The sequence below is a fragment of the Methylobacterium sp. ME121 genome (genome assembly GCF_000974725.1).
GTDB lineage: Bacteria > Pseudomonadota > Alphaproteobacteria > Rhizobiales > Beijerinckiaceae > Methylobacterium > Methylobacterium radiotolerans.
This window is the reverse complement of sequence record NZ_BBUX01000012.1, coordinates 20,776-45,609: the sequence shown is the minus strand read 5'-3', so window position 1 is coordinate 45,609 and position 24,834 is coordinate 20,776. Positions and strand designations below refer to the sequence as shown.

Genomic DNA, 24,834 nt, shown 5'->3' with positions numbered 1-24,834 from the left:
CGTTGCTTCAGTCTGGGGACGGGTTGCGGGCGCTGACCGGACGCCGGGTGGCCGTGGTCGGGGCTGGGCCGGGCGGACTGGCCGCCGCCCTGCTGCTCGCGCGGGCCGGGATCCACGTCACCATCTTCGAGAAGGACCCGCAGGTCGGGGGTCGGACGAAGACCGTCGAGGCGCCCGGCGGCTACCGGTTCGATATCGGCCCGACCTTCTTCCTCTATCCACAGATTCTCGCGGACATCTTCGCGAGCTGCGGCGAGCGGCTGGAGGAGCACGTCAAGCTCGAGCGGCTCGACCCGCAGTACCACCTCGTGTTCGAGGGCGCGGAGGGCATCACGGGGACGATCAGCGCCACCGGTGACGTCGAGCGCCTGGAGCGCGAGATCGCCCGCCTCGCGCCGGACGACGCCAAGAACGTCAAAGACTTCTTCGCCGAGAACCGGACCAAGCTGAACTACTTCAAGCCGGTCCTCGAGCAAGCCTTCCACACCCTGCGCAGCATGGCGAGTCCGGCCATGCTGGCCGCCCTGCCCTACCTGCATCCGGGTCGGAGCGTCGACCGCGACCTGAAGCGACACTTCGCCGACCCGCGGGTGCGGCTCGCCTTCTCGTTCCAGACCAAATACCTCGGGATGTCGCCGTTCCGGTGCCCGAGCCTGTTCACCATCCTGTCGTTCCTCGAATACGAGCACGGCGTCTACCACCCGGTGGGCGGCTGCGGCGCCGTCTCCGAGGCGATGGCGGGCCTGGCCGGCCGCATGGGCGTCGATCTCCGGCTCAACAGCAACGTCGAGGAAGTGCTGTTCGACGGCAAGCGCGCCAGCGGTCTCGTGGCGGACGGTGAGACCTTCAACGCCGACGCGGTGCTGATCAACGGCGACTTCGCGAAGGTCGTCCGCGCCCTCGTCCCGGAGCGGCACCGGCCGCGCTGGCGGAATGCCAAGATCCGGAAGGCCCGGCTCTCCTGCTCGACCTTCATGCTGTATCTCGGCCTCGAGGGGAAAATGCCCGACAGCCTCGGGCACCACACGATCCTCCTGGCCGACGGCTACGAGAAGAACATCCGCGAGATCACCGAGGGCACGCTGCCGATGCAGCCGTCCCTGTACGTGCAGCACGCGGGCTACACCGATGGCGGCATGGCGCCGCCCGGACACACGGCCCTCTACGTGCTGGTGCCGGTGCCCAACCTGAAGGCGGGGATCGACTGGGCGGCGATGCGCGAGACCTACCGCGCCCTGATCCTGGACCGGCTGAAGCTCCTCGGGATCGACGATCTCGAGTCCCGCATCCGCTACGAGCGGATCATCGACCCGACCCAGTGGGAAGAGGATTTCGCCGTCCACGAGGGCGCCACCTTCAACCTCGCCCACGACCTCCTGCAGATGCTGTATTTCCGGCCGCACAACCGCTTCGGACCGGGCCTCTACATCGTCGGCGGCGGCACCCATCCGGGCTCCGGCCTGCCGGTGATCTACGAGGGCGCCCGCATCTCCGCCCGGCTGCTGATCGAGGAACTGGCGGGCGCCCGCGCCGCCGCCGCGGCCGGCATCCCCGATACCGCCCCGCTGGCGACCTCCGGCGAGGCCTCGTGAGCGCCGCGTCCGGCCGGAGGTATCTCCGGAGGCTGGCAGGCCGCGCGACGGTTGCCTCCGCGGTCTGGCTCAGCGCCGCGACCGTGCCGGCCTGGGCCGCCGCCGTGCAGGTCGAGGTCGACGGGATCGAGCCCGGCGGCGGCCAGGTGCGGGTCGCCCTCTGCCAGGGCGGTCTCTCGGAGTCGTCGTGCCTGCGCGGCGACGACGCGCCGGCCACCGCCGACCGGGCGCGGTTCACCTTCCGGGATGTCCCGCCGGGCACCTACGCGGTCGCGGCCTACCAGGACGCCAACGGCAACGGGCGCCTCGACCGCACCGGTCTTGGGCTGCCGCTGGAGCCCTACGGCTTCTCGGGTACGGTCGGGCGGCGGGCGCGCCCCGATTTCGCCGAGGCGGCCTTCGCCCTCCGGGAGCCCGGCGCCGCCGTGCGGGTGCGCCTCGGCCGTGCCCTGCCGAGCCGGTGAACCGATGGACGATCCCCTCGTCCGGCTCGCGGACGTCGGCCTCGACCTCCGCGGCCGACGGGTGCTGGATCATGTCGATCTCGACCTCGGGGCCGGCGAGACCCTGGCGCTGCTCGGACCGAACGGAGCCGGCAAGTCCTCGCTGATGCGCCTCGTGGCGGGGCGTCTCGCCCCGAGTGCGGGGTCGGTGCGCGTGGCCAAAGCGGATCCGTACCGGGCGGGACAGGCCCGCCGCGCCATCGGGTGGGTGCCGCAGGAGATCGCCCTCTACCCGCGGCTGACCGTCTCGGAGAATCTCGGCGTGTTCGGGCAATTGGCGGGGGTCTCCCGGCGCGAGCGGAAGGCGGCCGTGGAGTCCGCCCTGGCCATGGCCGACATCGCCGACGTGGCCCGGCGCCCGGTCGGCGTCCTGTCGGGGGGGTACCGGCGCCGGGTGAACATCGCCGCGAGCCTGATGAACCGGCCCCGGCTCGTGCTCCTCGACGAGCCGACCAGCGGCGTCGACCTCGCCGCGCGGGCCGCGATCCACGCGGTGCTCGACCGCCTGAAGGCCGCCGGCACCGCGATCCTGATCGCCACACACGATTTCGCCGAGGCGGAGCGCCTCGCATCCCGGGTGGCGTTCCTGGCCCAGGGGCGGGTCGTGCGCGCCGGCCGTCTCGCCGAGCTGCTCGCGCAGCTGCGGACCGGCGCGCCCGAGCGGGAGCTGAGCCTCGCCGGTCCGGCGTCGGGACCGGCCGAGGGCGTGCTGCGCCGGGCCGGTTTCGTGCCCGCCGAGGCGGGGGGCCTCGTCTGGCGGTCGGTCGAACGGTCCGGCCTCGACGGCGCGGCCTTGCTCGGCGCCCTGCGCGCCCAGAACGTTCCGGTGGCCGAGATCCGGGTGCGGGCGCCGCGGCTGGAGACGCTCTATCTGGACGCCCTCCGCCTGCGGGAACTGACGGATCCCGAGGCCGCCCCGCTCCGGGCCGGGACCGCCGGATGATCGGCGCCGCCTTCCGCGTCATGCTCCTGACCCTCCTGCGCGACCGGGCCGCGCTGGTGATGGCCTTCGTGCTGCCGACCGTGATCTTCTCGATCTTCGCGGCGATCTTCTCGGGAGCGATCGGCGACCGGATCCGCATCCATCTCGGTCTGGCCGACCTAGCCCACACCGCGGCGACGGGGCGCCTCGCCGACGCGCTCGCGGCCGATCCCTCCCTCCGCGTGACGCGGTTGCCCGCGACCGACATCGACGCCGTGGCGCAGGCGGTGCGGGGCGGCGAGGTCGACGTGGCGCTTGTCCTGCGCGGGGACCTGATCGCCGCACCTGCGGAGGCGGCGTCCGGCGCCGCGGATCAGCCGGTGGTGCTGGTCGAGAACCCCGCCAAGGCACTGGCGACGCCGATCGCCCTCGGACAGCTCCAGAGGGTCCTGAACGAGGCGCTGCCCGACGTGGTCCTGTCGCGGGTCGTCGCCGACGTCGAGCGCACGGGCAAGATCGGTCCCGACGAGCGCCGCTTCCTCGACGAGGCCTTCGCCGAGCAGCGCGCCAAGAAGGAGCCGTTCAGCTTCGCCTCCCTGGTGGAACGCCGCAGCACGGCGTCCGGGACCGCCAATGCCCGGGTGAGCTACTACGCCGGCGCGATCACCGCGGTGTTCCTGCTCTTCGCCGCCATGCAGGGCGCGATGTCGCTGGTCGAGGAGCGCGAGACGGGCCTCACCGAGCGTCTGATGGCCGGGCCGGGCGGTTTGCCCGTCGTGGTGCTCGGAAAGTTCGCCTTCCTGACGCTGCAGGGACTCGTCCAGGCCGGGCTGATCTTCCTGGCCGCCGCCCTCCTCTACGGCGTCGAGATCGGGCCGCACTGGCCGGCCTTCCTGGCCGCCTGCCTGCTGGTCTCCGCGATGGCGGCCGGCCTGGCGCTCGCGGCCTGCGCGCTCGCGGCCTCGCGCCAGCAGGCGCATCTCGCGTCGACTTTCGGCGTGCTGCTGCTCTCGGCCGTCGGTGGCTCCATGGTCCCGCGGTTCCTCATGCCGCCCTGGCTGCAGCAGGCCGGATGGCTCACCCCCAACGCCTGGGCGATCGAGGCGTACCAGAGCGCCCTGGGCGAGGGGTTCTCCGCCGCGGCCCCCGCCCTGGGGGTCCTGGCGGCGCTGACCCTGGCCGGTCTCGGCTTCGCCCTGGCGCTGGCGGCGCGGCGGACGGCCTAGGACCCGGCGCCGTCCCGACCCGGACGGCGCTACTCCACGTAGACGCCGGCACCGACGAGCGCCTCGACGCCCGCCACGCGCGTCGCGCAGACGTAGCTCCACTTCACGCTCGGCGCCGCCTGGCCGGGCTTCGGGAACATGTAGTCGACCCAGCCGGACCCGAACCGCGTGACGGCGTCGATGAAGTCCTGGTGGAACTGCTTCCCGTCGGCGTCGCGCTCGTGGAGCAGGTCGTGCCCCTCGCGGTTCGGGTGGGCGGCGTTGAAGAGAACGATCCCCCGCAGGTCGACAACGAACAGGTAGACGTCCCCGTATCGCCAGACGCCTCCCCGACGCCGGAACGCGTCGAACGCCCGCGCGCCCTCACTCTCCAGCACGTCGGCCGCCCTGTTGACGAGGGCTTCGATCTCGGCCGCCCGGTGCAGCGGCGGGGGCGTTCGTCGGGCGTCGGCCGGAATGGCCGCGTCCGGGACGAGCAGCAGGACCCAGATCAGCAGGGCTCTCGCCAGGCCGGCGTACCACCGCGCCGCCGGCCCCACCGGATCTCCCCGTCGCGCGCGACAGGGCTCCCCGCGCGAGATCCGGCCGATCGCGAGCGCGCTGACCGGCATGCGCGGGATCGGACGCCCCGCCGCGACGGCCCTAGGAGTGCGCCTCGATGCCATGGCCGGGGTGCCCGCCGCGCGGCCGGAGGAAGATCAGCCAGTTCCGCCTCTGCGGCGGGGGTGGGCCCGGGGTCGGGCCGACCGCGTTGGGCAGGGACTGGAACGTCAGGCGCCTGCGATGCCGCTCGATGATGCGCTCGAGGTTCCGCAGCGCCGTGAGGCCCTGGCTCGCCATCATGCGGTGCCCCTCGCAGGCACCGCTCCGGCCCAGGTCGTGAACGATGGCCTCCGCGTGGGCGAGGAGGTCCCGAGCTTCCGCGCAGTAGAGCTCCACCTCGGCGAGATCCGGCATCCTGTCCTCCGCGATGATCGCTCCTCGAAGTCCGACGCGGCAGAGGTAAACCCGGCGCGGGGGCGCGCATCACCCGTTTGAAGGAGCCGGGCTCGATTTCGACGCCCGCCTCCCGCGACGATCCGCGCCGTTCCTGCGACGCGGTGCGCACCGACATAGAGGCGCTTCCGCTACGGCCGCGCTCCCCGGAAATCCCGCATGCTCCGCCTGCTCATCGCCGACGGCAACGATCGCGCTGCCCGCGACCGCCACGTCGCGGCCACCGGACGAACCTCGGCCGAGTCCTACGCGGCGGTGGTGCGGGACCTCGCGCCGGGCTCCGTCTGCCGGCACGTCAACGCCGCCGACGCCGACGCGACGCTGCCGGCAGACCTCACGGATTTCGACGGGCTGATCTTCACCGGGTCGACCCTCAAGGTCTCGGAGGGTACGCCGGCCGTGATCCGGCAGCTCGACCTGATGCGCGCGGCCTTCGAGGCCGGGCGCGCGGTCTTCGGCTCGTGCTGGGGCGTGCAGGTCGCGGCTACGGTGGCGGGTGGCCATGCCGCCGCCAACCCTCGCGGGCCGGAATACGGCTTCGCCCGGGCGATCACCCCAACCGAGGAGGGTCGGACACACGCCCTGCTGGCCGGCCGTCCGGCGACCTGGGATGCCCCGGCGATCCACTCCGACGCCGTACTGGAGCCGCCCCCCGGCGCCCGCGTTCTCGCCGGCAATCGCGTGCTCGGCATTCAGGCCATCGAGATCCGCCGGGAGCGCGGCTGGTTCTGGGGCACCCAGTATCATCCCGAACTCGACCTCGACGAACTGGCCGCGATGCTGCGCCTCTGCGACACCGCCATCGTCGCGGCGGGGCTCGCCGAGAACCCGCGGGCCGTGGCGGCCTACGCCGACGAGATCGCGACGCTCCAGGGACGCGACCCGGAAGCCGCGCGCCGCCTCGCCTGGCGTCACGGCATCGGGCCGGAGGTGATGGAGGCCGGCCTCCGTCGCCGGGAGATCGGCAACTTCCTGGCTCGCCTGTCCACAGGCGAGCGCCGCCGGTAGGCTGCCGCGACCGGGTGGCGCGTTGACCCGCCCGGCCTCAAGTCTAGCTTCGCCCTGCGGGCCACACCTTCTTCGGCCCGGGGAGCCAGCCAGCAGGATGAGCCAGGATTCCACGGTCGCCGTCATCGGCAGCGGGCTCGGCGGACTCGCCGCCGCGTGCGTCGCCGCCGCGCGGGGCCACCGCGTGACGGTCTACGACAAGAACGGCTGGCTCGGCGGCAAGGCGGCGGTGCTGCACGAGGGCGGCTTCCGCTTCGACATGGGCCCGACCATCCTGACCGTTCCGCGGGTGCTGGAGCGGATCTTCGCGGAGGCCGGCCGCTCGGTCCACGACTACATGGACCTGCGCCGCCTCGACCCGCAGTGGCGCTGCTTCTTCGACGACGGAACCCACATCGACCTGATGCAGGACGTCGAGCGGATGGCCGGCGACATGGAGCGCTTCGCTCCCGGCACCGGCGAGGGCTACAAGAAATTCCTCTCGATCTCCGAGCATCTCCACGGCGTCTCGGAAAAATTCTTCTTCTGGAAGCCCGTCGAGGACCTGTTCGACACGATCAACATCCGCGCCAACATGAACCCGGGCACGCTGCGCGACGTGCTGTCCCTGCGCATGCACGCCTCGGTGGCCTCGACGATCCGCGGCAAGGTCAAGGACGCCCGGCTCGCGCAGATGCTCGACCACTTCGTCCAGTATGTCGGCTCCTCGCCCTACGGCGCGCCGGCAGTGCTCTGCGCCATCGCCCACATGCAGACGGCCGACGGCGTCTGGTACCCGATGGGCGGCACGCGCGCGGTCGCGGAGGGCTTGGCGAAGCTCGCCCAGGAACTCGGCGCCACCTGCAAGACCGACACCGAGGTGACCGGGATCGAGACCGCCAACGGCGCGGTCCGGGGCGTGCGGACGGCCGCGGGGGTCACGCCCTACGACGCGGTGATCTCCAACATGGACTCGGTGCGCACCTACCGCGAGCTCGTGGGCGGCGAGGCCGCCAAGGCCTACGCCAAGAAGAATCCCGAGCCGGCCTGCTCGGGCGTGGTGCTCTATCTGGGCCTGAACAAGCGCTACGAGCACCTGAACCACCACGATTTCGTCTTCTCTCGCGACCCGGAGGAGGAGTTCGACTACATCTACAACAAGGGCGAACCGGCCCCGGACCCGACCGCCTACCTGGCCGCCCCCTCCTCGACCGACCCGAGCGTGGCGCCCGAGGGCGGCGAGGCGCTCTACGTCCTCGTGCACACGCCGTATCTGCGGCCGCACCACGACTGGCGCCCGGACGGGCCGCTGTTCCAGAACTACCGCCGGACGATCCTCGACAAGCTCAAGCGCACCGCCGGCATGCCGGACCTCGAGGAGCGCATCGTCGTCGAGCGCCACCTCACGCCGCAGGACATCCACGAGCGCTACAAGGTCCTGAACGGCGCGATCTACGGCCTCGCCTCGCACGGGCGCGTGATGGGCGCGTTCAAGCCCGGCAACCGGTCGCGGCAGGTGCGCGGCCTCTACCTCGCGGGCGGCGCCGCCCATCCGGGACCCGGCATGCCGATGGTGATGATGTCGGGCTGGATCGCCGCCGACGCGCACGACCAGGACGCCCGCGGCGCCCTGCGCGCCTCGGCGTGACCGCGACGCCGCCACCTCCGCCCCCCGGTGCGGGGGGCGGGAGAGGCACGCGCGGCGCCCCGCTGCCCCCGGTCTCGCCCCGGATCCGCGCCTTCATGGTGGCGTGGTTCGAGCGCTACCTGCACCGCCACCTCGACGCCCTGCGGCTGCCCCTGTGGAGCACGCCGCCCGTCGCGAGCCATCCCGGCGCGATCGTGGCCTACTGCAACCATCCGGCGTGGTGGGACGCCGCGCTGATCATCGTGCTGGCCGGTCGCCTCTATCCGGAGCGGGCGAGCCGCGCGCCGTTCGACGCCGCGATGCTGGCGCGCTACCGCATCTTCGAGCGGATCGGCGCCTTCGGCGTCGACCTCGACAGCCCGCGCGGGGCGGCGCAGTTCCTGGCCGCCGCCCGGTCGATCCTGGGGGCGCCCGACGGCATGCTCTGGATCACCGCGCAGGGCCGCTTCGCCGATGCCCGCGCGCGTCCGCTGGCCCTGCGTCCCGGCGTGGCGCGGCTCGCCGAGATCGCTCCCGACGCGCTCTTCGTCCCCCTCGCCGTCGAGTACACCTTCTGGGACGAGCGCGGCGCGGGGGCCTTCGCGGCCTTCGGGCCGGGGATCGCCGGATCCGAGCTCGCCGCGCTCCCGCGCGACCAGCGCCTCGCGCGCCTGGAAACCGCCCTGACCCAGACCCTCGATCGCCTGAGCGCCGACGTGATCAGCCGGGACCCGGCCCGCTTCCGCACCCTGGTCTCCGGCCGGAAAGGCGTCGGCGGCCTCTACGATCTGTGGCGGCGCCTCGCGGCCCGGCTCTCCGGCCGACGGTTCGATCCGGCGCACCGCGCGGCGGGTGGACAGGATCGCGCCGGATGAGACCTTCCGCTCGCGTCCGGCCCCGTGCGATGCCTCATCGCGGCGCGACACCTTCCCGGCGGGGATGATGACCGACTCGATCCTCACGGTCCTGGCCCTGCTCTGCCTGATCGCGGCCCTCCTGCCGGCCGCGCTGGCGGCGGTGAATCTCTCGGTCCTGCGCCGGCCCGCGGCGGAGAGCGGCGCGGGCCTCGTCTCGATCCTGATCCCGGCGCGCAACGAGGCCGGCAACATCGACGCCACCGTGCGGGCGGCGCTCGCCAGCGTCGCGGTTCCGGTGGAGGTGATCGTCGGCGACGACCATTCCACCGACGCGACCGCCGAGATCGTGCGCGCCGTCGGAGACCCGCGCCTGCGTCTCGTCTCGGTGCCGCCCCTGCCCGAGGGATGGACGGGCAAGAACCACGCCTGCAGTCACATGGCCGGGATCGCCCGCGGCGACCACCTGCTGTTCATCGACGCCGATGTGCGGCTCGAGGCCGGGGCGGCCGCCGCCCTCGCGGCGCAAGCCCACCACACCGGCGCGGCTCTCGTCAGCGGCGTGCCCCGGCAGCGGACCGACACGGTCGGCGAGATGCTGACGGTGCCGATGATCGACTTCCTGCTCCTCGGCTTCCTGCCCGTGCCGCTGATGCGCCGCCTGTCGGACCCGTCGCTCGGCGCGGCCTGCGGTCAGTTGATCCTGATCGAGCGGGCTGCCTACGCGGCCACCGGCGGCCACGGCGCGATCCGCACCTCCCTGCACGACGGGGTCCGGCTACCCCGGCTGCTCCGGGCCGCGGGCTACCGGACGGATCTCGTGGCCGCCGCCGCGCTGGCCACCTGCCGGATGTACGAGGGCTTCGCCCAGGCCTGGGCCGGCTTCTCCAAGAACGCCCACGAGGGCATGGCCACGCCCCGCGCCCTTCCGATCTGGACCCTCCTCCTTGGCTGCGGCCAGGTTCTTCCGCCGATCCTCGTCCTGGCCGGGCTGCTCGGGCTGCTGCCGGCCTCCGCCCTGGCCCCGGCCGCGCTGGCCCTCGGCCTGTCCCTGGCGACCCGGACGGCCGTCACCGTGGCGGTCCGGGCGCCGTGGGCGACGATCCCGCTCCATCCGGCGGCGGTCGCGGTGGCCCTGGCGATCCAGTGGAACGTGCTTCTGCGCCGGGAGCGGGCCGGCGCGGCGACCTGGAAGGGCCGCAGCTATCCGGTGAGCGGCGGCTGACCCGCGCGGGCCGGCGGACCGGAGGGTGCCGGCCCGCGCCCGGGCCTCACGGCTGGGACGGCTGGCACGGATCGGTGGAGCGGGCCTTCCCGGCCTGCGGTTTCAGGGAGACGATGAGCTGGACGTTCGGCACGTCGCCGACCTGCCGGGTCAGGTGTCCGACGTGGCCCTCGGGCCCCTGCGGCGTCGATCCCATGTCGGCGTTGAACTCCACCTCCCCGGGGCCCTGCTCCAGCACAGCCCCGTCCGTGGCCTCCACGGACCAGCGGCCCGACAGGGTGATCACCCATTGGGGACCCGGCGCCGTGTGCCACGTGCCGACATAGCCGACCGGCAGGACCGCGTACTTGATCGACGTCACCTCACCCGGCGGAAAGCCGACATATTGCGGCGCTGCCGGAGGCGCGTAGCTCTTGAAGATGAAGTTCTTCAGGTCGCAATACTGGACATGACTGTGGCCCTTGTCGTCGGCATAGAGCACCCCGTACCGCAAGGCGGGCGGGTCGGCCGATGCGAGGCCGGCCGGACCGGACGGCGCCGGCGCGATGGTCATCAGCGGCTCGCTCTTCGGCGCCCCGGCCGCGTGCCCGTGCAAGACACTTACGGCCGACGCGAGCAGGGCCAGCTCGACCCGCCCAGCATTCCTGAACCATCCCATGATTTCCCCTCCGCGCCGTCTCGCGCACGGCGAACGCGCGAAGATTTTCTAGGTCGTCAGATCGACATAATGCAATCTAACACCCAGCTTGCCTGGAAAGATTGCTTATGATCATAAATCTATTCTGGATACTATACTGGCGGATGAACAGGGTTTGTTCACACATATCGGGATTCACGGGCGCGGCGTCGGTACTGCTCTCCGATGGGCCGTCGAGGCCACCGTACCGGCGGCGCGGCGCGCTTGTCCACAGCCGTCTGCCCGCCGGTCCGGGGCCTTGCCAGGACCGGCCGGGGCGGAAGCGACGCGGCTCGGTCGGGTGGATCAGTCCGCCTGAGGCCCGGCGCCGGCCGGCCCGCAGGGCCGCGTTTCCGCCTGGATCCAGGCGGCGGTGTCGGCGTCCGCCCCGGCGACCGGCAGATGCAGGATGATCGGCGTATCGTAGGGGTGGCGCGCCTTCAGCGCGACCGCCAGCGCGTCGGCCAGCCCCTCGCGGCTCTTGAGGATGGCCGCGACCTCGGCGCCACGCTCCACCGCGCCCTTCCAGCTGTAGACGGACTGCATGCCCGGAAACACGTTGATGCAGGCGATGAGACGCTCGCGGACCAGGGCCTCGCCGATGTTCATCGCCGAGGCGAGGTCGGGGAAGGTGGTGTAGACGAGGAGCGGACGCTCCATGCTATGCCTCCGTCGGCGCGTGTGCTCGCGGAGTGAGGCGCATGCCGGGTAAGGACGTCAACCGGGCGGTTCGCTCGCCAGACTGGAGCCGTGACGTGAACCCTGAGGCGATCCCGACGCGCCTGCGCGGCTGCGCCTGATCCATGCCGCGCTTCCAGAAGATCGCCTTCGTGGCGAGCCCGACCGGCTACGCCCGCGAGGCCGCGGCCGCGCTGATGCGGCGCTACGACCACGTCCCGCCCGAGGAGGCCGACGTCGTCGTGGCCCTGGGCGGTGACGGACTGATGCTCCAGGTGCTGCACCGCTTCATGGACCACCCGAAGCCGATTTACGGGATGAACCGCGGCACGGTCGGCTTCCTGATGAACGAGTTCCGCGACGACGATCTCCTGGAGCATCTGGAGAATGCCCAGCGCAGCGTCATCCACCCGCTCGTGATGGACGTGCTCGATACGGAGGGCCGATCCCACCGGGCGCGGGCGATCAACGAGGTCTACCTGCTGCGCCAGACCCACCAGACCGCCAAGCTGAAGATCGCCGTCGACGGCAATGTCCGGCTCGATCTGCTGATCGCCGACGGCGTGCTCGTCGCCACCGCGGCGGGCTCGACGGCCTACAACCTGTCGGTCGGGGGCCCGATCCTGCCGCTCGACGCCAAGCTGCTGGCGCTGACACCGATCTCGGCCTTCCGCCCCCGACGCTGGCGCGGCGCACTTCTGCCGGACTACGCCCGGATCCGGATCGACGTCCTCGACGCACCCCACCGCCCGGTGGCGGCGGTCGCCGACCACACGGAGTTCCGCCGGGTCTGCACGGTGGAGACGTCCCTCGACCGAGCCACCGAGCTGGTGCTGCTGCACGATCCCGGCCACAGCCTCGACGAGCGCATCCTGCGGGAGCAATTCGGGTGAGTCTGCACATCCGGGCCGCGCGGGCGGCCGACCACGCGGCCATCACCGGCATCATCGTGCCGACCATCCGGGCCGGCGAGACCTACGCGCTGGACCGCGACCTCGGCGAGGCCGAGGCCCTCGCGTACTGGACCGGCCCCGACCGCGAGACCTTCGTGGCCGAGGAGGCGGGCACGGTGCTCGGCACGTATTATCTGCGCGCGAACCAGGCGGGCGGGGGCGCCCATGTCGCCAATTGCGGCTTCATGACCGGCGCGGCCGCTCTCGGCCGCGGCGTCGCCCGGGCCATGTGCGCGCACGCCCTCGATCGGGCGCGGGCGCGGGGCTTCACGGCGATGCAGTTCAACTTCGTGGTGAGCACGAACGTCCGGGCCGTTCGCCTGTGGGAGAGCTTCGGCTTCGATGTGGTCGGCCGGCTACCGGGCGCCTTCCGGCACCCGGACCTCGGGCCGGTCGACGCGCTGGTGATGTTCCGGACGCTCTGAGGCGCCCGGATCAGGGCCGCGGGGCCGCGACGAGGTCGCCCTCGCGGATCGCCCGCTCGCCGGTCTTCGTGCGGATCCGGTAGCTCGGCTCGCCGGTCTGATCCTCCGGCATGAGCCGCAGGATCTCGAACACCTCGCCCTCGCCCGTCTCGCCCGGGATGCCCAGTCGGGGTCGGCAGACGCGCTCGCCGATCTTGAACTTGTGGGACATGCCGGGCTCCTGGACAGGTATGGCTGCGGTCGCGCCTCAGCGCTTCTTCTGAGCCTTCGCCTTGCGGGCGAGATAGCGCGCGTCGCGCTGGGCCTTCTGCTCGGCCTGCAGCGCCTTGGCGCGCTCCTGGGCGGCCAGTTGCTCGGCGTGCTTGCGCTCGATCTCGGCGAGGCGTTCGGCCTCGGCCAAGGCGGCGGCGCGCTCGATCTCGGCCTGACGCTGGGCAGCGCGTTCGGCCGCGCGGGCCTCGCGGGCATCGACCACCGCGCGGCGGGCGGATTGGCGGGCGAGGACGGCCGGATCATCGGCGGACGGGCGCGCCCGGAACCGGGCCAGCATCTCGGAGCGCGCCTTGGCGGCGGTCTCGAGGCGATCGGCGACACCCTGCTTGTTCAAAAAGCTCACAGACACTCCTGGATCGGGTGCGGCGAAGACCGTCACCCGCAGAGGGGAAAGTAGAAACACGACGGCAGATACGAAGAAGCCGCTCCCAGAGGAGCGGCTTCCGGAGAAACGCTGAGGACGGCGATCAGGCCGTCTGGAGCTGACCGGCGGACTGCTTGCCGCTGCGACGGTCGGTCTCCAGCTCGTAGGAGACCTTCTGGCCCTCGTTCAGGCCGCGCAGGCCGGCGCGCTCGACGGCCGAGATGTGGACGAACACGTCCTTGCCGCCGTCATCCGGCTGGATGAAGCCGTAGCCCTTGGTCTCGTTGAACCACTTGACGGTTCCGGTGCTCATGGAAGTCCTTGATCTTCGCAGGCATAGTGAGAGATGGCGCCCTCCCGAAGGAGCGGGCGCCGGCATCGACCGATAGCGATAGGAAAGTCAGAACCGCCCTGCGAAGGCGTAACGGTCCAAGATATCCGGACACGTGCCGATGCGGTAGAAGTAGACCGCCGGCGGTTCTTTGGCAAGCGCGGGGAAATATTTCCCCCGGCCAGCGCCGCAGCGATGCGGGAAATTCTTTCCGCAAATTCCGGTTGAGCAACGCCAGAACGGTCGCTTGAACAACGGGATAAGGGATTTCGATGCGGCGCGGCCGCGCGAAATCTGTGCTGCCGACCGGACGATCGGACGCGGCCGGCGCGCACCCGGGCGGCGGGTTCGCTCAGGCCGGGACGAGGCGCAGGACACCCTCGCCGCGCCGGTGGCCGACGGCGGTCACGGCGACCTCGCGGGCGCGGCCGTCGGCGACGAGGGCGGCGGCGAGCGCCGCCCCGAAGGGCGCCGCCACCTCGAGCCCGTGCCCGATCACGTCCCCGAGGGCACGCAGGCGCGCGCGCGGCGCGAGCTGCGCCAGCGCCGCGCGCTCCTCCGCGGTGATCGGGGCGACGCCGGTGGCACCGGACAGGACGTGGTCGGGAGCCGAGAGGCCAGCCCGCCGCCGCCAGAGGGTCTCGAGGCTACCGGCGACGCTGCCCGGCACGCGCCGGGTCCGGTCACTCGCCACCGGCTCCAGCCGGGCCAGGGCGCGGGCGCCGCGGGCGGCAGCGTGCGCGGCGGATTCGAGCATCAGGAAGGCCGCACAGCTCCCGAGGATGAACCCGCCCGCCTCGCCACCCGCGTCGCCCCGCGCGAAGACCGGGCGATAGGCGTCGCGGGCGAGATAGCCGCCCATCTCGTGGATCACCAGAACGTCCGGCCGCTCGGCGCTGTAGGAGCCGCCGACCAGGATCGCGTCGATCTGGCCCGAAGCCACCCGCGCCTGGGCGATCCGCAGGGCGTCGACGCCGGCGGATTCCTCGCCCATGAACGTGCGCGAGGCGCCCGTCACCCCGTGCACGATGGCGATGTTGCCGGCGAGCAGGTTCGAGAGCTGGGCGAGGAACAGCGTCGGACGGAGATCGTTCTGAAGGCGCTCGTTCAGGTAGGCGCCCGGATCTGCGGCGTCGCGCAGACCGGTCAGGATCGCGCCGTCCGCCGCGTAGTCGCGCTCGCCGCCGCCCGCGGCCACGACGAGGTGAAGCGCCTGCTTGAAGGCGGCGTCGTCCTTCACGCCCGCCTCGTCGAGGGCGAGGCCGGCGGCGTAGACCCCGAGCCGCTGCCACGCCTCCATCTGCCGCTGGTCGCTGCGCTTGGGGATCTGGCCGTCCCACGCGATCGCCGGGGCCGGATGGACCGGATAGGGCGCGAAGGTCTCGCTGTCGGTGCGCGGGGCAGCCTCCCCGGCGAGGGCGGCCAGGTGGGCGTCGACGCCCTCACCCGCGCAGGAGACGAGGCCGAGGCCGGTGACGACGACGGGGCGGCTCATGGCTGACTCAGGGCTCGCGTTCGGCCGGCGCCGAATCGGGAAACAGGCCGATCGTCCGCGCCCGCTCGCGCATCGGCGCGTCGAGCCCGTCCGGGAACGGCATGGTGCGGAAGCGGAGCTCCGCGTCGCACAGCGCCTTGCCGTCGTGGCTGATCGCCGCCTTGGTCACCGCGTAGCCCGAGCCGTCGTGCTCCAGGGTCGCCGTGACGAGGAGGTCCGCGCCGGGCCCGACGAAGGACCGGAAGCGCGCCTTGTCGACCCCGGTGAGGAACGGCATCCGGGCGAAGTCGAGATGGGCGAGCACGAGGTACCCGGAGGCCTGGGCCATCGTCTCGGTCAGGAGCACCCCCGGCACGAGGGGATGGCCGGGGAAATGCCCCTCGAAGACCGGGCTCGCCATCGGAACCCGGGCGAGCGCCTCGATGCGGCCGGCGGCCCTGTCGAGGAGCCGCACGGAATCGATCATCTCGAAATATTCGAGGCGCATGACGGGTCGGATCGGCCTTGGTTCAGACCTTGGCGGCCTTCTCGGCCACGAGGCCGTCGATGCGCGCGCACAGGTTCTTGAGGACGAAGTACTCCTCGGCCGGGACCTTGCCCTCGTTCACCTCCTGGGTCCACCGCTCGAGCGGCAGCTTGATCCCGAAGGCCTTGTCCACCGCGAAGGCGATGTCGAGGAAGGCGAGGCTGTCGATGCCGAGGTCGTCGATGGCGTGACTCTCGGGCGTGATCTTGTCCCGCGGGATGTCGGCGGTCTCGGCTATGATGTCGGCCACGCGCTCGAAGGTGGCGCTGCCGTGGACGGGCTCGTCGGACATGTCTACTCGCGGGCTGTTCGAGTTCCGGATCGGTCGTGCGGGAGCCCCCTCGCCGCCCGGGCAGCCCGGCGCAAGCGCCCCGCGCGGCCGCCCTACGCGTGGACGGGCCCTGGAACGCGGCCCGGTCGAATGGCGGCGACCTCTACACGAGGGTGTCAGAAGCGGCAACCGCGGCGCTTCCCCGGCGTTTCAGCGCCTGTCCACAGGCGTGCGCTGCCCGGTGCGGGGGCGCGCGTACGCTCCGGACGCGCGGGCCCTAGCTTGACGGCGAGACGAGGCGCGTCCTCAGGAGACCAGACGGATGCCACCGATCACCAAGCCCGCCGCGCCGCCGGCGCGGATCGAGACGCCGCCGCTGCCGCCGCAGGAGCGCGCGCGCTCCCAGGGAGCGGCCCGCGTCCTGCTGGTCCTGGCCCTGACGGCCCTGGGCCTCTGGATCCTGCACGAGTTCCTGCCGGCGCTCGCCTGGGCGGTGGTCCTGGCGATCGCCCTCTGGCCGATCTACCAGCGGCTGGAGCACCGCTTCCCGCCGGGCAAGCACAACATCCTGCTGCCCACGCTGATGACCGCGGCCGTGGCGCTGGTCTTCCTGGCGCCGCTCGCGATCCTCGGCATCCAGGCCGCCCGCGAGGCCCACGACGTGGCGGAGTTCGTCCGGAACGCCGAGGCGAACGGCATCCCGGCTCCGGAATTCCTGCAGCACCTGCCCTACGGCGCCGCGCAGGCGACCGCGTGGTGGAACGACAATCTGGGCCACGCGCAGGCGGGCTCCGATCTGCTGCGCCGCTTCGAGAATCACTCGGTGCTCGGCGCCTCGCGCAATGTCGGCCGCGAGGTGGTGCACCGGATCGTGCTGTTCGGCTTCAGCCTCGTGGCGCTGTTCTTCCTGTTCCGCGACTGGCGGACGGTGCGGGACCAGTCGCTCACCGCCTGCCACCGCCTGTTCGGACCGCGCGGCGAGCGTGTCGCCCGCCAGATGGTGGCCTCGGTGCACGGCACGGTCGACGGGCTGGTGCTGGTGGGCCTCGGCGAGGGCTTCGTGCTGGGGATCGTCTACCACTTCGCGGGCGTGCCCCACCCCGTTCTGCTCGGCGCGTTCACGGCGGTGGCGGCGATGATCCCCTTCGGCGCCGCCGTGGCGATCGCCGTCGCGGCGCTCCTCCTTGTGGCGGCGGGGTCGGTGACGGCCGCTCTGGTGGTGGCGGCGGCGGGCCTCGTCGTGACCTTCGTGGCCGACCACTTCATCCGTCCGGCGCTGATCGGCGGCACGACCAAGCTGCCCTTCCTGTGGGTGCTCCTCGGCATCCTCGGCGGCGTCGAGACCTTCGGGCTGCTCGGCCTGTTCGTCGGGCCGGCCGTGATGGCCGCCCTGGTCTTGCTGTGGCGAGAATTCACCGAGGGACAGGACGCGACGGCCTGAGTCGCGCGAGCCGCTAGTCGGCCGCGCTCGTCCCGGCCGCGGCCTCGACCCGGCGCCGATCCTGGCGCCAGTCGGCCGGCTTCTCGAAGGTGCCGGCCCAGATGCCCCGGCGGGTCGCCCAGGCGTGGCCCTCCTGCCGGATGTAGGGGGCTGTCACCTGGCGGCTGGCCAGCGCCAGCCCCTGGCCCACCATCCAGGCGGACAGATCCTCGCCCTGGACATGGCAGATCCCGGCGACGCGGCCGGCGACAGTGCCCTCGCGCCGCTCGCAGGTGACCACGCCGCCGCCGATCCGCGCGCGCAGGGCCTGCGCGGCCTCGCGGCCGCAGCGATACTCCCGCCCCTTGGCGGTCTCGCAGCTCTGCGCGGTCTCGGGGGCGTCGATGCCGTAGAGATGGATGCGCGTGCCCTGCACCTCGATCGTGTCGCCGTCGATGACGGTCGCCGGGCCGCTGACCGTCCCGGCCGCGGCCGCGGGGCCGCAGAGGAGGAGCAGGGCAAGCATCGGTCTGATCATAACGGGGATGTCCACGCGGGTGGCGAGAATCTGGTGACGAGTTCGTCGGGCCCGAGACGGTGCCCGGCCAATGTGGCGAATTTGCCGGGCGACCGAATCGGCCTCGCAGGCGCGTCGCCGAGTTTCGGCCGTCATGGTTGCCAAAGCGTTCCGCCCGCCGGAGCGAAGCTTGGCAACGGAACGACGGCCCGGAGCCGCTCGTTATGAGTCATGACCTTCCTCAAGACCCTGCTGGCCAGCCTGGCCCTGTGCGCGGCTCTCCTGGTCTGGGCCGGCTTCGAGATCGGTCCGGAGCGGCCGACCGGCAGGACCGGACCCGGCCTGACCGCCGCCGCGGTTCTGGCCAGCGACGGCATGGCGCCGGACGGTCGGCCGGGCGGGCCCGCCGCGGACGGTGGCGGCCCGGACCGTGCAGCTCTGGCCCGCCTCGCCGGACGCGTCTCCGGAGAGGTCCGCGACGCGTCCGCCGCGGCAGCGCCGGCCGGCTGACCGGCCCGGCGATCGGCGTCGGCCGCTCAGGTCCGGTACTTGCCGTTGCGCTTGATGAGAACGCGGGTGCCCACCGGCACGCGCTCGTACAGGTCGGCGATATCCTCGTTCAGCATCCGGACGCAGCCCGACGACATCTGCTCGCCGATGCTCCAGGGCTCGTTGGTGCCGTGGATGCGGAACAGGATGTCGCGGTTGCCCTGGTAGAGGTAGAGGGCGCGGGCGCCGAGGGGGTTGTCCAGGCCGCCCTTCCGGGTGCGCGGCAGGTCGGGATGCAGCGAGACCATCGTGACGGTCGGGCTCCAGTCCGGCCAGACGCCCTTGCGCCCGACCCGCGCCTCGCCCTTCCAGGAGAAGCCGGCCTTGCCCACACCGACCCCGTACTGCATCGCCGTGCCGTCGGCCTGGACGAGGACGAGCTGACGCTTGTCGATGTCGACCACGATCGTCCCCGGCTGCTCGGGACCGTTGTAGCTGACCTGCTGCCGGCGATACTTCGGATCGAGGCGCTGCGTGTCGACCAGCGGAATATCGAAGGGCTTGTCGGGTTTGCTGCCGATGTACCAGGCCGACTCGTCGTCCTGGGCAACTTGGACCGGACGGGTCTGGCACGCCGCCAGGGGGGCGATCGCCACGACGGCGAGGAGGACTCGCGAGAGAACGATCCGGCGCAGGCGGCTCCAGGCCGAGGGAAGCGTGGCGATCATAGGTCCTGTCGTGCGGGATACGGTCGTCGCGCCATGCCTACCGTCTCCGCGCCTGTGACGATGTAGCTTTTCCGCCGCAGCCGGCCGCGCGCGGGCCGCTCCCGCGGCCACGGTTGCGCCCTAATTCTGAATCGCAGAGGCGCTCTATTGCGCCCGGCGCGGAGGTGAGCGATGCCCGAGACCGAAACTCTTCCGACCGAGGCGACGGTCGCCCCGGATGTCCCGCTCAGACCGGCGATTCACCTCGATCACTGCGTGATCCACGTCAGCGACTGGGCGCGCTCCAACACCTTCTACCGGGACGTGGTGGGTGCCGAGATCGTCGAGCGCGGCGCCGGCTTCGCCTACCGGTTCGGCGGCGTCCAGCTCAACTGCCACGGCCCGGGCGTCGAGGCCGTGCCGGTGGCGGCGACTCCCGTCCAGCCGGGCAACAGCGACCTGTGCTTCCGCTGGTCGGGCGCGATCGAGACCGCGATCGCGCATCTCGAGGCCGCCGGGGTCCCGGTGGAACTCGGCCCGGTGGAGCGGCACGGCGCCGCGGGTGCGGGGATCAGCGTCTACTTCCGGGATCCGGACGGCTCGCTCCTGGAGTTCATCACTTACGCGGGATGATCAGCCCCGGCTCTCGGCCAGCGCCTGATTGGTCTGCTCCAGCCGCAGCGCCAGCACGCGCATCAGGGCGATGCTGATCTGCGGAAACTGTGCCAGGAGTTCCAGGAACACGCCGCGGTCGATGCGCAGGGCGGTCACCGCGGATTGCGCCGTCACGGTGGCGGAGCGGGGCTGCTCGGCCAGGATGCCCATCTCACCGACGAGGGCGTCCTGGCCGAGGAGCGCCAGCCGCACCGGCCCGGCGGGACCGTCGATGCTGACCTCCGCCGTGCCCGAGAGGATCACGTAGGCCGCATCCGCCACGTCGCCGCGGGCGAAGAAGCGTTGCCCCGGCTCGAAATGCACCCGCTCGCTGGTGAAGGCGAGGAGCTTCAGGCGCGCCGGCTCCACCTCGCGGAAGAGCGGCACCTGCTTCAGGGAGGAAACCTCGGTGTCGAGGGTCATTCGGGGGCTCCGCGACGGGTCTCGCGCCCAGGACGGCGGGGCCGGACGGGCGCGCTTATCCATGCGGTTCGTCAGGCACTTGTCCAGCCCCGCGCCTGCCGCAACCTGTCGGTGTGGTCTCGGCGCCGTCCTGGCGGTGGGCCTCGCCCTGGCGTCGGGCCCGGCCGCGGCACGCCTCGTCCAGGCCGATCTCGCCCGCGTCGCGGTCGCGCCGCCCCCAGGTGCCCGGGTCCCGCTCGACCTCGCCGCGACCGACGCGCGCACCGACCGGCCGACCACTCTGGGGCAGGCCGTCGGGGGCCGCGCGGCCCTGCTGCTACCGGTGGACTACACCTGCGGGAATGTCTGCGACCCGATGCTGTCCATGTCGGCGGACGCCCTGGCGGCCACGGGCCTCCCGATCGACGACTACGCCCTCGTGCTGGTCGGGATCGACCCGCGCGACGATGCCGCGGCCGCGCGCCGCATGCTGGTCGAGACCCTCGGGGACCGGGCGAAGACCGTCCGGCCCCGGGCGCTCCTCGTGTCGGACGGCGCGCTGGCGCGCCTCACCGGCGCGCTGGGCTACAAGGCGGTGTACGATGCCGGGACCGACAGCTTCGCGCATCCCGCGGCGGCGCTTCTCCTCGCCGCCGACGGCCGGCTGTCGCGGGTCCTGTCGCCCCTGGCGCTGACCGGGCGCGACCTCCGCCTCGCCCTGATCGAGGCCGGAGAAGGCCGGATCGGCAGCATCGCCGACCGGCTCACCCTGCTCTGCTACGGCTACGATGCCGCGCGCGGTATCTACACGCCGCTGATCCAGCGGATCCTGACGGTAGCCGGGATCGTCACGATCCTGGCAATCGCCCTCCTGATCGCGGGCCTGACGCGCCTCGCGCGCCGGCGTCAGGCCTGAGACCTCTCCGTCCGGCTCAGCGCTTCGTGGCGAGGCCCAGACCGCCGGGAGGGGGCGCGTCGCGCTTGAGACTGGCATTCAGGTGCGGCGAATCCGTCGGCTCCTCGCGCGTGGTCGGCGTGGCGGAATCTTCCGGCGCGGGCATCGGCGGCAGCGGTGGCGTGTTCGGCCGCGGCGCCGAGGCCTCATCCTTGACCATGTTGCGGTTCGTCATACGCGAAAACCTTTCCCTCGCGCCGCGCGGCGGCGCCATCCACCCGGAACAAGCCGCCGAACCTCCGGGGCAGCCGGAGCGAACGCGGACATCAACCAGCGTCGAATGTCGACCAACGCGGGACACAAGTCCGGGTTGCTGCCAAGCTTAGCTGGCGGAAGCTTGAGCAGGTCTCAGGATAGGAACCTTGGTTATTGCTGAAGGTTGTTGCGGGGTGAAGCGAAGCCTGAGGAGGAACTGATGGCATCCGGAAATTCGACCTCGAAGCGGGGCTTTGCCTCGATGGATCTGGAGCGGCAGCGCGAGATCGCCAGCAAGGGCGGCCGCAGCGTGCCGGCCGAGAAGCGCTCTTTCTCGCAGGACCGTGAGCTCGCCTCGTCCGCCGGCCGCAAGGGTGGCCAGTCCACGGGGACCGGCCGGGCCGAGTGAGGCCGCTGCCGAACCGAACCGCGTAGCGGCGCCGCGTCCCCCGGGACCGGCGCCGTTCTCGATTCCGGCCCCGGGCCGAGAGAGTCGCGCCAGCGTCGTTCGCACAGCAAAAGGCCCCGCCGAAACGGCGGGGCCTTTTGCTGTGCGGCTCCCGTCGGCGCCGATCAGGAGATGCAGCGGCCGGGGGTCATGCGCCGCGCCTCGGGGCCGACCAGTGAACTCAGGGCCGCCTCGCACCCCTCGCGCATCCGCCGCGGCGGCTGCCGCAGGATCGGCTTGATCTCGAGATCCTGGGCCTCACCCGCGACGGGCGCGTTCCGGCTCTCGAGCCGCTGCACGCCCGCCACCCGCGTCGGGCTGATCGACAGGGACACCGGGCGCATTCCGGGCAGCGGGGCCTGAACGGTCTGAGCCGTGGGAACCGGCATCGTCCAGCGATCCGCCGTGTCGCGAACCACCGGCTGGATCAGAACGGTAAGAAGAGCGGCAGGAGCACTCACGCCCAGAATGAAACCAGACCGCAGCATCGCCCCGACCTCATCGCGAGAGCTTGACAGGATGTTCGTACAACGCGCCCTGCAATCGCAGGTTCCTAGACTGTGCCGCGTCTACGCATCCTGAGTATTCGAACGCAGCTCGGCCGTTGGTGCGGCGGCGCACGCCCGCTATCCACAGACCCGGACCGTTGCCGAAAAACCACTCGCTACGAAAAATCGCCCGCCCTGGAACCTCCTGGGCCGGCACCCGTTCCCTCTGCACCCGGCCACCTGGTCCTCCCCGCATTCCCCTTGTGCATCGGCCGGAACCTTCGCGACGGGCTGGAGCCTTCTCCGGCCCGTTTTTTTGCGCGCGTCCGGACACGGGCGGCGGCCAGGCAACAAAAAACCCCGGCTCGCGCCGGGGTTTTTTGTTGCCATCGTTCCCGGTCGCGGGCGGCCCGGGCGAGCCCCGGGCGCGACCCGACAGGCCGGCCTCAGGCCGTCTTGGCCTCGCGCCGACGGGCGGTCTGCTGGAAGAACAGCGCCTGGCTGATCACCGCCGAGACGTTGGCGGGCTGGAACGGCTTGGCGATGAGGAAGGCCGGCTCGGGCCGCTCGCCGGTGAGGAAGCGCTCCGGATAGGCGGTGATGAAGATCACCGGCACCTCGAAGGACTTCAGGAGGTCGTTCACCGCGTCGAGGCCGGAGGAGCCGTCGGCGAGCTGAATGTCGGCCAGGATCAGGCCGGGACGCTTGCCCTCGCCGGCGATCTTGATCGCCTCGGTACGGGTGCGGGCAACGCCGATGACGTTGTGGCCGAGACCCTCGACCAGAGCCTCCAGATCCATCGCGATCAGGGGCTCGTCCTCGATGATGAGGATCTCGGTCGCCATGTCGGCGGCGAGCTCGCGGCCGGCCTCGTCGACGAGGTCGCGAACCTCGGACACGTCCACGCCGAGGATGATGGCCGCGTCCTCCTCCGAGAAGCCCTCGAGGCAGGAGAGCAGGAAGGCCTGGCGCGGCAGCGGCGTGATCTGACCGAGGCGCACCTCCGCAGGCAGGTCGTGCTGGACCTGCTCGCTGCGGCCGTTGACCGAGAGCGAGTTCCAGATCCGCGTGAAGACGCGGAACAGGTCGGCCTTGATGTTGGTGCTGCGACCGAGCGTGTCCGGCTCGTTGACGAGGGTCTCCAGGGTGGCGGCGACGTACGCGTCACCCGCCACTTGGCTACCCGTGAGCGCGCGCGCGTAGCGGCGCAGGTACGGCAGGTGCTGTACCACGAGTTGCGATGTCGACATTCGATCCCCTGTGCCTCGCCGTGTTGCCCGGCCGCGAGCGCCTCGATCCGTTACCGAGGGCCTGCCGGGGCCGGCTCTGTGTCCTGCGCAGCCTACCGCCCAACGCGGAGGCCCGCACTCCGTTCCACCCCCCGGCGGAACCGATGCCGGCGCGCAGGCGTTGCCGGCGCAGCCATGGCGTATGTCGAGCCGCAGCACAATGCGGCCGGGCCGACTTCGGCAACAAGGGGCGTGTTGATGGTGGACCAGGGGAAGGAGGCAGGTCTTCGCGCGCGCGATCCGCACGCCGAGACTGCTTCGGATCGCTCATCGGCGCCCGAGAACAGCTCCGGTGACGCATCCGCTTCCGACCAGCCCGACCGCGCCCGGAGCAGGAACGGCCTGAGCGATCAGACCCGCAATCGCATCGCCGCGCAGTTGCGCGCGATGTACGACACGGTCACGCAGCAGCCGGTCCCCGACCGCTTCGCCGAGCTGATCGCACAGCTCGACAGCGCCGACCGCAAGGGCTGAGCCGCCGACGGATTGATCGGCCTGCATGCGAGCAGCGCTCGGACCGCCCCCACCTGTCCTCACACGATCGTGGAGACCGGCCCGGCCAATCACCATCGCGCGCGGCGGCATCATCCCGACGGAAGAAGCCGCCGCCCTGAGGCGACGGCTTCTCCTGCGTGCCCGTGCGCCGGCCCGCGTTCGGGGCCGGCATATCCGGTCAGTCGTCAGAGGGTCGGCGAACGGCCCCGCATCAGGCCGACGACGGCGGAGATAGCGAACAGGACGATCGCCACGAAGAACACCAGCTTGGCCGCTTCCATAGCGGTGCCGGCGATGCCGCCGAAGCCAAGCAGAGCGGCCACGAGGGCGACGACGAGAAAAGTTACGGCCCAACCGAGCATGGTTCGTATCCTTAGAAAGTACCAACGCGGGCGGGCCGCGTCGTTCTGAACACGAAAACGCCAAGGTTTAGCTCCGGTTCCGCCCCTATTGCGAAGTCCTGTGAGTCCCTACGGCCGCGCGCGCCGTCCGCGACACGGGGTGACGGAACGAGACAGGGGCGCTAGCGTTCGAAGATAGGTCTCCAGGCTCGATCCGGGATTTGCGATGCTGCAATCTGCCAAGAGTGCCGTTCGATCGAAGGCCGCCGCGATGGCGGCGCGCGTGACCGAGATCGTCGACAGGGCCGGCGATGCCCTGCGCGCGGCCGCGCTCGGACTCGTGCCGGCACCGGCGCCCGTACCGGTCCGCGTGCGCGCGCGCCAGCCGCGCCGGCAGGACTGACCGCACGGCGGGCGCGCCCCGCGGGATCGGACGCGGCCCCCTCCGCGTCCATCCGGCTCGGCGCGCGGTGGGATCGCCACCCCGGCCGCGATGGCCAGCACCGCGGA

Annotated in this window: 34 protein-coding genes; 17 read left to right on the top strand and 17 right to left on the bottom strand. The window is 71.9% G+C overall.

Features of this window, described 5'->3' with window-relative positions:
- Positions 1 to 2: 2 nt before the first annotated feature.
- Genes crtI through ME121_RS10870 form a run of 4 tightly spaced genes read left to right on the top strand, consistent with a single transcriptional unit; the run spans position 3 to position 4,243 of the window.
- Entirely contained in the window at positions 3 to 1,592 is a 1,590-nt protein-coding gene (crtI, locus tag ME121_RS10885; protein ID WP_012321944.1) for a phytoene desaturase family protein, read from the top strand.
- Positions 1,589 to 2,056: a DUF2141 domain-containing protein gene (locus ME121_RS10880; RefSeq protein ID WP_024828329.1), complete on the top strand. Its 468-nt coding sequence runs from the start codon at positions 1,589 to 1,591 to the stop codon at positions 2,054 to 2,056. The genes crtI and ME121_RS10880 overlap by 4 nt, the downstream gene beginning before the upstream one ends.
- A 4-nt stretch (positions 2,057 to 2,060) precedes the next feature.
- Complete coding sequence (locus ME121_RS10875) at positions 2,061 to 3,038, top strand: ABC transporter ATP-binding protein (RefSeq protein WP_024828330.1); 978 nt, start codon at positions 2,061 to 2,063, stop codon at positions 3,036 to 3,038.
- The gene (locus tag ME121_RS10870; protein WP_012321941.1) at positions 3,035 to 4,243 is read left to right on the top strand and encodes an ABC transporter permease; all 1,209 of its coding nucleotides are present in this window, start codon (positions 3,035 to 3,037) and stop codon (positions 4,241 to 4,243) included. The genes ME121_RS10875 and ME121_RS10870 overlap by 4 nt, the downstream gene beginning before the upstream one ends.
- 29 nt (positions 4,244 to 4,272) lie before the next feature.
- On the opposite strand, the gene ME121_RS10865 is transcribed toward ME121_RS10870, so the two are convergent.
- A complete protein-coding gene (locus ME121_RS10865) occupies positions 4,273 to 4,782 on the bottom strand; it encodes a cache domain-containing protein (RefSeq protein WP_012321940.1) in 510 nt (169 codons plus the stop codon).
- A gap of 103 nt (positions 4,783 to 4,885) precedes the next feature.
- Complete coding sequence (locus ME121_RS10860) at positions 4,886 to 5,200, bottom strand: hypothetical protein (protein WP_059408836.1); 315 nt, start codon at positions 5,198 to 5,200, stop codon at positions 4,886 to 4,888.
- A gap of 198 nt (positions 5,201 to 5,398) precedes the next feature.
- Here ME121_RS10860 and ME121_RS10855 point away from each other — a divergent pair, with 198 nt between their 5' ends.
- The 4 genes from ME121_RS10855 to ME121_RS10840 all read left to right on the top strand — a co-directional run bounded on the left by ME121_RS10855 (position 5,399) and on the right by ME121_RS10840 (position 9,932).
- Positions 5,399 to 6,247, top strand: coding sequence for a type 1 glutamine amidotransferase (locus ME121_RS10855; protein WP_012321938.1), 849 nt, complete (start codon positions 5,399 to 5,401; stop codon positions 6,245 to 6,247).
- A 97-nt stretch (positions 6,248 to 6,344) separates the two neighbouring features.
- Positions 6,345 to 7,874 (top strand): phytoene desaturase family protein, encoded by a 1,530-nt coding sequence (locus ME121_RS10850; RefSeq protein ID WP_012321937.1) that lies wholly within the window; start codon positions 6,345 to 6,347, stop codon positions 7,872 to 7,874.
- A 95-nt stretch (positions 7,875 to 7,969) separates the two neighbouring features.
- Entirely contained in the window at positions 7,970 to 8,728 is a 759-nt protein-coding gene (locus ME121_RS10845) for a lysophospholipid acyltransferase family protein (RefSeq protein ID WP_059408835.1), read from the top strand.
- 67 nt (positions 8,729 to 8,795) lie between these two features.
- A complete protein-coding gene (locus ME121_RS10840; RefSeq protein ID WP_012321935.1) occupies positions 8,796 to 9,932 on the top strand; it encodes a glycosyltransferase family 2 protein in 1,137 nt (378 codons plus the stop codon).
- 46 nt (positions 9,933 to 9,978) lie between these two features.
- Here ME121_RS10840 and ME121_RS10835 read toward each other — a convergent pair whose 3' ends face one another.
- Both ME121_RS10835 and cutA read right to left on the bottom strand, forming a co-directional pair.
- Entirely contained in the window at positions 9,979 to 10,590 is a 612-nt protein-coding gene (locus ME121_RS10835; protein WP_012321934.1) for a cupin domain-containing protein, read from the bottom strand.
- 324 nt (positions 10,591 to 10,914) lie between these two features.
- Positions 10,915 to 11,268, bottom strand: a complete 354-nt coding sequence (gene cutA / locus ME121_RS10830) for a divalent-cation tolerance protein CutA (protein WP_059408834.1) — start codon at positions 11,266 to 11,268, stop codon at positions 10,915 to 10,917.
- A gap of 143 nt (positions 11,269 to 11,411) precedes the next feature.
- On the opposite strand from cutA, the gene ME121_RS10825 reads away from it, so the two are divergent.
- Complete coding sequence (locus ME121_RS10825; protein ID WP_020090865.1) at positions 11,412 to 12,179, top strand: NAD kinase; 768 nt, start codon at positions 11,412 to 11,414, stop codon at positions 12,177 to 12,179.
- A 2-nt stretch (positions 12,180 to 12,181) separates the two neighbouring features.
- A complete protein-coding gene (locus ME121_RS10820) occupies positions 12,182 to 12,664 on the top strand; it encodes a GNAT family N-acetyltransferase (RefSeq protein ID WP_029359971.1) in 483 nt (160 codons plus the stop codon).
- A 10-nt stretch (positions 12,665 to 12,674) separates the two neighbouring features.
- Here the strand turns inward: ME121_RS10820 and ME121_RS10815 are convergent, their stop codons facing one another.
- From ME121_RS10815 to ME121_RS10790, 6 genes are all read right to left on the bottom strand, one after another.
- Positions 12,675 to 12,875 carry a hypothetical protein gene (locus ME121_RS10815; RefSeq protein ID WP_012321930.1) on the bottom strand — a complete coding sequence of 67 codons (201 nt, stop codon included), beginning with the start codon at positions 12,873 to 12,875 and terminating at the stop codon, positions 12,675 to 12,677.
- Positions 12,876 to 12,911: 36 nt separating this feature from the next.
- Positions 12,912 to 13,280 carry a DUF6481 family protein gene (locus tag ME121_RS10810; RefSeq protein ID WP_012321929.1) on the bottom strand — a complete coding sequence of 123 codons (369 nt, stop codon included), beginning with the start codon at positions 13,278 to 13,280 and terminating at the stop codon, positions 12,912 to 12,914.
- Positions 13,281 to 13,404: 124 nt separating this feature from the next.
- Positions 13,405 to 13,614 (bottom strand): cold-shock protein, encoded by a 210-nt coding sequence (locus tag ME121_RS10805; RefSeq protein WP_012321928.1) that lies wholly within the window; start codon positions 13,612 to 13,614, stop codon positions 13,405 to 13,407.
- A gap of 370 nt (positions 13,615 to 13,984) precedes the next feature.
- A complete protein-coding gene (locus ME121_RS10800) occupies positions 13,985 to 15,127 on the bottom strand; it encodes a beta-ketoacyl-ACP synthase (RefSeq protein ID WP_059408833.1) in 1,143 nt (380 codons plus the stop codon).
- 7 nt (positions 15,128 to 15,134) lie between these two features.
- Entirely contained in the window at positions 15,135 to 15,614 is a 480-nt protein-coding gene (locus tag ME121_RS10795; RefSeq protein ID WP_012321926.1) for a 3-hydroxyacyl-ACP dehydratase FabZ family protein, read from the bottom strand.
- A gap of 22 nt (positions 15,615 to 15,636) precedes the next feature.
- Positions 15,637 to 15,945, bottom strand: coding sequence for an acyl carrier protein (locus ME121_RS10790; protein ID WP_012321925.1), 309 nt, complete (start codon positions 15,943 to 15,945; stop codon positions 15,637 to 15,639).
- A 301-nt stretch (positions 15,946 to 16,246) separates the two neighbouring features.
- On the opposite strand from ME121_RS10790, the gene ME121_RS10785 reads away from it, so the two are divergent.
- The gene (locus ME121_RS10785; RefSeq protein ID WP_012321924.1) at positions 16,247 to 17,365 is read left to right on the top strand and encodes an AI-2E family transporter; all 1,119 of its coding nucleotides are present in this window, start codon (positions 16,247 to 16,249) and stop codon (positions 17,363 to 17,365) included.
- A 13-nt stretch (positions 17,366 to 17,378) separates the two neighbouring features.
- Here ME121_RS10785 and ME121_RS10780 read toward each other — a convergent pair whose 3' ends face one another.
- On the bottom strand, positions 17,379 to 17,870 hold the full coding sequence (locus ME121_RS10780) for a thermonuclease family protein (protein WP_234741058.1): 492 nt from the start codon (positions 17,868 to 17,870) through the stop codon (positions 17,379 to 17,381).
- Between the two features lie 222 nt (positions 17,871 to 18,092).
- On the opposite strand from ME121_RS10780, the gene ME121_RS10775 reads away from it, so the two are divergent.
- Positions 18,093 to 18,371 (top strand): hypothetical protein, encoded by a 279-nt coding sequence (locus tag ME121_RS10775; RefSeq protein ID WP_059408832.1) that lies wholly within the window; start codon positions 18,093 to 18,095, stop codon positions 18,369 to 18,371.
- A 26-nt stretch (positions 18,372 to 18,397) separates the two neighbouring features.
- Here ME121_RS10775 and ME121_RS10770 read toward each other — a convergent pair whose 3' ends face one another.
- Positions 18,398 to 19,078, bottom strand: coding sequence for a L,D-transpeptidase (locus ME121_RS10770; RefSeq protein WP_012321921.1), 681 nt, complete (start codon positions 19,076 to 19,078; stop codon positions 18,398 to 18,400).
- A 171-nt stretch (positions 19,079 to 19,249) separates the two neighbouring features.
- Between ME121_RS10770 and ME121_RS10765 the strand changes: the two genes are divergently transcribed.
- Positions 19,250 to 19,690: a VOC family protein gene (locus tag ME121_RS10765; protein WP_012321920.1), complete on the top strand. Its 441-nt coding sequence runs from the start codon at positions 19,250 to 19,252 to the stop codon at positions 19,688 to 19,690.
- Here ME121_RS10765 and ME121_RS10760 read toward each other — a convergent pair whose 3' ends face one another.
- Positions 19,691 to 20,134 carry a cyclic nucleotide-binding domain-containing protein gene (locus ME121_RS10760; protein WP_012321919.1) on the bottom strand — a complete coding sequence of 148 codons (444 nt, stop codon included), beginning with the start codon at positions 20,132 to 20,134 and terminating at the stop codon, positions 19,691 to 19,693. It abuts the gene before it with no gap.
- Between the two features lie 61 nt (positions 20,135 to 20,195).
- On the opposite strand from ME121_RS10760, the gene ME121_RS10755 reads away from it, so the two are divergent.
- Complete coding sequence (locus ME121_RS10755) at positions 20,196 to 21,029, top strand: thioredoxin domain-containing protein (protein ID WP_053622342.1); 834 nt, start codon at positions 20,196 to 20,198, stop codon at positions 21,027 to 21,029.
- Positions 21,030 to 21,045: 16 nt separating this feature from the next.
- Here the strand turns inward: ME121_RS10755 and ME121_RS10750 are convergent, their stop codons facing one another.
- Positions 21,046 to 21,243, bottom strand: a complete 198-nt coding sequence (locus tag ME121_RS10750; RefSeq protein ID WP_012321917.1) for a hypothetical protein — start codon at positions 21,241 to 21,243, stop codon at positions 21,046 to 21,048.
- 240 nt (positions 21,244 to 21,483) lie between these two features.
- Between ME121_RS10750 and ME121_RS10745 the strand changes: the two genes are divergently transcribed.
- Positions 21,484 to 21,672 (top strand): con-10 family general stress protein, encoded by a 189-nt coding sequence (locus ME121_RS10745; RefSeq protein WP_010683678.1) that lies wholly within the window; start codon positions 21,484 to 21,486, stop codon positions 21,670 to 21,672.
- Between the two features lie 164 nt (positions 21,673 to 21,836).
- Here ME121_RS10745 and ME121_RS10740 read toward each other — a convergent pair whose 3' ends face one another.
- Positions 21,837 to 22,199 (bottom strand): hypothetical protein, encoded by a 363-nt coding sequence (locus ME121_RS10740; RefSeq protein WP_012321916.1) that lies wholly within the window; start codon positions 22,197 to 22,199, stop codon positions 21,837 to 21,839.
- A gap of 446 nt (positions 22,200 to 22,645) precedes the next feature.
- Positions 22,646 to 23,449, bottom strand: a complete 804-nt coding sequence (locus ME121_RS10735; RefSeq protein WP_012321915.1) for a response regulator — start codon at positions 23,447 to 23,449, stop codon at positions 22,646 to 22,648.
- 174 nt (positions 23,450 to 23,623) lie between these two features.
- Here ME121_RS10735 and ME121_RS10730 point away from each other — a divergent pair, with 174 nt between their 5' ends.
- Entirely contained in the window at positions 23,624 to 23,962 is a 339-nt protein-coding gene (locus ME121_RS10730) for a NepR family anti-sigma factor (protein WP_234741054.1), read from the top strand.
- A gap of 206 nt (positions 23,963 to 24,168) precedes the next feature.
- Here ME121_RS10730 and ME121_RS33545 read toward each other — a convergent pair whose 3' ends face one another.
- A complete protein-coding gene (locus ME121_RS33545; RefSeq protein ID WP_007568853.1) occupies positions 24,169 to 24,345 on the bottom strand; it encodes a DUF1328 domain-containing protein in 177 nt (58 codons plus the stop codon).
- 205 nt (positions 24,346 to 24,550) lie between these two features.
- Here ME121_RS33545 and ME121_RS33540 point away from each other — a divergent pair, with 205 nt between their 5' ends.
- Positions 24,551 to 24,727 (top strand): hypothetical protein, encoded by a 177-nt coding sequence (locus tag ME121_RS33540; protein WP_012321913.1) that lies wholly within the window; start codon positions 24,551 to 24,553, stop codon positions 24,725 to 24,727.
- Positions 24,728 to 24,834 lie beyond the last annotated feature (107 nt).

Bases quoted from the DNA above. Each gene is read 5' to 3' on its own strand.
- ME121_RS10875 (WP_024828330.1), top strand. From the start codon at position 2,061: ATGGACGATCCCCTCGTCCGGCTCGCGGACGTCGGCCTCGACCTCCGC.
- ME121_RS10870 (WP_012321941.1), top strand. From the start codon at position 3,035: ATGATCGGCGCCGCCTTCCGCGTCATGCTCCTGACCCTCCTGCGCGAC.
- ME121_RS10860 (WP_059408836.1), bottom strand. From the start codon at position 5,200: ATGCCGGATCTCGCCGAGGTGGAGCTCTACTGCGCGGAAGCTCGGGAC.
- ME121_RS10855 (WP_012321938.1), top strand. From the start codon at position 5,399: ATGCTCCGCCTGCTCATCGCCGACGGCAACGATCGCGCTGCCCGCGAC.
- ME121_RS10850 (WP_012321937.1), top strand. From the start codon at position 6,345: ATGAGCCAGGATTCCACGGTCGCCGTCATCGGCAGCGGGCTCGGCGGA.
- ME121_RS10845 (WP_059408835.1), top strand. From the start codon at position 7,970: ATGGTGGCGTGGTTCGAGCGCTACCTGCACCGCCACCTCGACGCCCTG.
- ME121_RS10840 (WP_012321935.1), top strand. From the start codon at position 8,796: ATGACCGACTCGATCCTCACGGTCCTGGCCCTGCTCTGCCTGATCGCG.
- ME121_RS10835 (WP_012321934.1), bottom strand. From the start codon at position 10,590: ATGGGATGGTTCAGGAATGCTGGGCGGGTCGAGCTGGCCCTGCTCGCG.
- cutA (WP_059408834.1), bottom strand. From the start codon at position 11,268: ATGGAGCGTCCGCTCCTCGTCTACACCACCTTCCCCGACCTCGCCTCG.
- ME121_RS10825 (WP_020090865.1), top strand. From the start codon at position 11,412: ATGCCGCGCTTCCAGAAGATCGCCTTCGTGGCGAGCCCGACCGGCTAC.
- ME121_RS10815 (WP_012321930.1), bottom strand. From the start codon at position 12,875: ATGTCCCACAAGTTCAAGATCGGCGAGCGCGTCTGCCGACCCCGACTG.
- ME121_RS10805 (WP_012321928.1), bottom strand. From the start codon at position 13,614: ATGAGCACCGGAACCGTCAAGTGGTTCAACGAGACCAAGGGCTACGGC.
- ME121_RS10800 (WP_059408833.1), bottom strand. From the start codon at position 15,127: ATGAGCCGCCCCGTCGTCGTCACCGGCCTCGGCCTCGTCTCCTGCGCG.
- ME121_RS10795 (WP_012321926.1), bottom strand. From the start codon at position 15,614: ATGCGCCTCGAATATTTCGAGATGATCGATTCCGTGCGGCTCCTCGAC.
- ME121_RS10790 (WP_012321925.1), bottom strand. From the start codon at position 15,945: ATGTCCGACGAGCCCGTCCACGGCAGCGCCACCTTCGAGCGCGTGGCC.
- ME121_RS10785 (WP_012321924.1), top strand. From the start codon at position 16,247: ATGCCACCGATCACCAAGCCCGCCGCGCCGCCGGCGCGGATCGAGACG.
- ME121_RS10780 (WP_234741058.1), bottom strand. From the start codon at position 17,870: ATGCTTGCCCTGCTCCTCCTCTGCGGCCCCGCGGCCGCGGCCGGGACG.
- ME121_RS10775 (WP_059408832.1), top strand. From the start codon at position 18,093: ATGACCTTCCTCAAGACCCTGCTGGCCAGCCTGGCCCTGTGCGCGGCT.
- ME121_RS10770 (WP_012321921.1), bottom strand. From the start codon at position 19,078: ATGATCGCCACGCTTCCCTCGGCCTGGAGCCGCCTGCGCCGGATCGTT.
- ME121_RS10765 (WP_012321920.1), top strand. From the start codon at position 19,250: ATGCCCGAGACCGAAACTCTTCCGACCGAGGCGACGGTCGCCCCGGAT.
- ME121_RS10760 (WP_012321919.1), bottom strand. From the start codon at position 20,134: ATGACCCTCGACACCGAGGTTTCCTCCCTGAAGCAGGTGCCGCTCTTC.
- ME121_RS10755 (WP_053622342.1), top strand. From the start codon at position 20,196: ATGCGGTTCGTCAGGCACTTGTCCAGCCCCGCGCCTGCCGCAACCTGT.
- ME121_RS10750 (WP_012321917.1), bottom strand. From the start codon at position 21,243: ATGACGAACCGCAACATGGTCAAGGATGAGGCCTCGGCGCCGCGGCCG.
- ME121_RS10745 (WP_010683678.1), top strand. From the start codon at position 21,484: ATGGCATCCGGAAATTCGACCTCGAAGCGGGGCTTTGCCTCGATGGAT.
- ME121_RS10740 (WP_012321916.1), bottom strand. From the start codon at position 22,199: ATGCTGCGGTCTGGTTTCATTCTGGGCGTGAGTGCTCCTGCCGCTCTT.
- ME121_RS10735 (WP_012321915.1), bottom strand. From the start codon at position 23,449: ATGTCGACATCGCAACTCGTGGTACAGCACCTGCCGTACCTGCGCCGC.
- ME121_RS10730 (WP_234741054.1), top strand. From the start codon at position 23,624: ATGGCGTATGTCGAGCCGCAGCACAATGCGGCCGGGCCGACTTCGGCA.
- ME121_RS33545 (WP_007568853.1), bottom strand. From the start codon at position 24,345: ATGCTCGGTTGGGCCGTAACTTTTCTCGTCGTCGCCCTCGTGGCCGCT.
- ME121_RS33540 (WP_012321913.1), top strand. From the start codon at position 24,551: ATGCTGCAATCTGCCAAGAGTGCCGTTCGATCGAAGGCCGCCGCGATG.